At 71.0% G+C, this 3,213-nt stretch carries 4 protein-coding genes; 2 read left to right on the top strand and 2 right to left on the bottom strand.

The genetic code is table 11. The features are described from left to right. A partial coding sequence (locus tag BZL64_RS05590; protein WP_086766769.1) for a helicase HerA-like domain-containing protein occupies positions 1-1,388 on the bottom strand: 1,388 nt, incomplete at its 3' end. 105 nt (positions 1,389-1,493) lie between these two features. Between BZL64_RS05590 and BZL64_RS05585 the strand changes: the two genes are divergently transcribed. After that, the gene (locus tag BZL64_RS05585; protein ID WP_004943146.1) at positions 1,494-1,790 is read left to right on the top strand and encodes a type II toxin-antitoxin system VapB family antitoxin; all 297 of its coding nucleotides are present in this window, start codon (positions 1,494-1,496) and stop codon (positions 1,788-1,790) included. A gap of 146 nt (positions 1,791-1,936) precedes the next feature. After that, positions 1,937-2,557: a LytR C-terminal domain-containing protein gene (locus BZL64_RS05580; protein WP_086766773.1), complete on the top strand. Its 621-nt coding sequence runs from the start codon at positions 1,937-1,939 to the stop codon at positions 2,555-2,557. Positions 2,558-2,587: 30 nt separating this feature from the next. Here BZL64_RS05580 and upp read toward each other — a convergent pair. Further along, positions 2,588-3,213: uracil phosphoribosyltransferase (gene upp / locus BZL64_RS05575; protein ID WP_107430210.1), on the bottom strand; the 626-nt coding region annotated here is incomplete at its 5' end.

Raw genomic sequence — 3,213 nt, 5'->3', positions numbered from 1 at the left:
GAGGCTGGCGGCGCGGGCCGCTCCGCCGGTACGACGTCCTCCGCGGCCCGCGCCGCCAGCCTCTCGTACGCCGACTCCCTGTCCACAGCCTGTGCGTAGCGCCCGTACAGCGCGGACTCCTGCACCGCCCGGTCCAGGACCGTCCCGTCGACCGGGCCCATCAGGGACTCGGGGGCGCGCAACCGGGTCGCGGCGACCGGCGTGGGGGCGCCGTTCTCGCTGAGGACGGTGACGACGGCCTCGCCGGTGCCCAGGCCGGTGAGGAGTTCCTCCAGGTCGTAGGCGGAGTCGGGGAAGGTCCGCACCGTGGCCTTCAGGGCCTTCTGGTCGTCCAGGGTGAAGGCCCGCAGGGCGTGCTGGACGCGGTTGCCCAGCTGGGCGAGGACATCGCCCGGCACATCCTTCGGGGTCTGCGTGACGAAGAACACGCCGACCCCTTTGGAGCGGATGAGGCGCACGGTCCGGGTGATGGCGTCGAGGAAGGCCTCGGAGGCGTCGTCGAAGAGCAGATGCGCCTCGTCGAAGAAGAACACGAGCTTGGGTCTGTCGGCGTCGCCGACCTCGGGAAGGTCGTGGAAGAGGTCGGCCAGGAGCCACATAAGGAAGGTGGAGAACAGCTGCGGCTTGTCCTGCACGGCGGGCAGTTCCAGGACGGAGACGATCCCGCGGCCGTCGTCCGCCGCACGCAGCAAGGCGGCCGTGTCGAACTCCGGCTCGCCGAAGAAGTCGGACATGCCCTGCGCCTCGAAGGCGGTGAGCGACCGCAGGATCACACCGGCCGTGGCCGTCGACAGACCGCCGATGCCCTTCAGTTCACTCTTGCCCTCGTCGGAGGTCAGGAAGGCGACGACCGACCGCAGGTCCTTCAGGTCGACCAGCTCCAGGCCCTTGCGGTCGGCGTAGTGGAAGACCAGGCCGAGGGACTGTTCCTGGGTCTGGTTGAGCCGGAGCACCTTGGACAGCAGCAGCGGGCCGAAGCTGGTGATCGTGGCCCGCAGCGCGATGCCGTGGCCCAGGCCGCCGAGGGCGTAGAACTCGGCCGGGAAGCCACGGCCCGCCCATTCCTGGCCGACCTCGGCGGAGCGGGAGGCGACCTTGGCGTTCGAGGTGCCCGGCGCGGAGATCCCGGACAGGTCCCCCTTGATGTCGGCGAGGAAGACCGGCACCCCCTGCGCGGAGAGCTGCTCGGCGATGAGCTGGAGCGTCTTGGTCTTGCCGGTGCCGGTGGCGCCCGCGATCAGACCGTGACGGTTGAGCATGGGCAGCGGGATACGGACCTGCGCCTCCGGCAGACAGCTCCCGTCCCACAGCAGGGCGCCGAGATCGAGGGCGGGGCCGGTGAAGGCGTACCCGGCGGCGATCCCGGCGGCGCTCGGCGGCAGACTCATCGACAGCCCCTAGTTCCGTTATGAACCTTTTCGTCACGTCTTTTCCAGCCTCGCACTCCGCCGCCATGGCTGCGCCCGGAACGTCTGGACCGGTAGGCTTTCCGTGTGATCTTCAAGCGCATCGGAAACGGCCGGCCGTACCCCGACCACGGCCGGGAAAGCACCCGGCAGTGGGCGGACGTCGCGCCGCGCCCGGTCCGCCTCGATCAGCTGGTGACCACCAAGCAGCAGCTCGACCTGGAAACCCTGCTCGCCGAGGACTCGACCTTCTACGGCGACCTCTTCGCGCATGTCGTGAAGTGGCAGGGCGACCTGTATCTGGAGGACGGCCTCCACCGCGCGGTCCGAGCCGCCCTCCAGCAGCGCCAGGTGCTCCACGCGCGCGTGCTCGAACTGGACTGAGGCCCCCGAGTCAGCCACCCGTCACCTCCCGGCCTCACGCCGGTTGGCCCTTTCGGGTGCTCTGCGCCCTGTCGAATGATCATCTAGTAGGCATGGCCGCCCCGGCGCACTACGCTGCGCTCATGAGCATGCTGACTCCCCCCGGCATGGGCGGCCAATACCGGATCACGGGGGACAAGTACCCCCGGATGCGCCCGCCCCGGCGACGCGGCAGGCTGGTCGGCGTGGTCGTCGCCTGCGGAGCGGTGCTCGGTGTGGCCGGCTGGGGAACGCTTCAGCTCATCGACGTCTTCACCGGCGGCGGGGGCACCGCGTCGGCGGCCGGCACCAAGGCCGGCTGCCTGACCAAGGCGAACCCCGCGGCCACCGCGCCCTCCCCGGCCGTGCTGCCCAAGCCCGCGCAGATCACCGTGAACGTCTTCAACGCCACCACCCGCAGCGGCCTCGCCAAGACCACCGCCGACGAACTCAAGAAGCGCGGCTTCCGCATCGGCGAGGTCGGCAACGCCGGCCCGCAGTACGACAAGAAGGTCACCGGCACCGGCGTACTGCTCGGTCCCGCGGCGTCCCTCAACACCTCGCTGCCGGTCCTGGCCACCCAGCTCACCACCGCCGAGCGCCGCACCGACGCCGCCCACAAGGGCGCCACGATCGACCTGATCATCGGCAACGGCTTCAAGACGCTGACCAGCCCGCCGGAATCGGCCAGGGCACTGACGGCCCTGGCCGCGCCGAAGCCGCCGGCGACCACGAAGAAGGACTGCTGACCGCCGTACCCCTGGAGGCACGGCGGGGTACTACTCGGCCGCGCCGTACAGGCGGTCGCCCGCGTCGCCCAGGCCCGGAACGATGTAGCCCTGCTCGTTGAGATGGTCGTCGACGGCCGCCGTGACGACCGTGACCGGGTAACCCGCCAGGTCGCGCTCCATGATCTCCACGCCCTCGGGCGCGGCCAGCAGCACCACCGCGGTGACGTCGTCGGCGCCCCGCCGGATCAGCTCGCGGATCGCGGCGACCAGCGTGCCGCCGGTGGCCAGCATCGGGTCCAGGACGTACACCTGACGGCCGGACAGGTCCTCCGGCATGCGCGTGGCGTACGTGGAGGCCTGGAGGGTCGTCTCGTCGCGGATCATGCCCATGAAGCCGACCTCGGCGGTCGGCAGCAGCCGGACCATGCCGTCCAGCATGCCGAGACCGGCCCGCAGGATCGGCACGACCAGCGGACGCGGACGGGCGAGCTTGACGCCGGTGGTGCCGGCGACCGGCGTCACGATGTCGACCTGCTCGGTCCGCACGTCCCGCGTCGCCTCGTAGGCGAGCAGGGTGACCAGCTCGTCGGCGAGGCGACGGAAGGTCGCGGAGTCCGTGCGGCGGTCGCGCAGCGTGGTGAGCTTGTGGGCCACCAGGGGGTGGTCGACGACGT

Origin of the sequence: Streptomyces bobili, from assembly GCF_002154575.1 — a bacterium.
GTDB classification, from domain to species: Bacteria; Actinomycetota; Actinomycetes; order Streptomycetales; family Streptomycetaceae; genus Streptomyces; species Streptomyces bobili.
The sequence above is the reverse complement of the archived record's forward strand: the minus strand, read 5'-3'. Positions and strand labels throughout refer to the sequence as shown.

Excerpts from the sequence above, each read along its gene's own strand:
- BZL64_RS05580 (WP_086766773.1), top strand. The coding sequence starts at position 1,937 with ATGGGCGGCCAATACCGGATCACGGGGGACAAGTACCCCCGGATGCGC.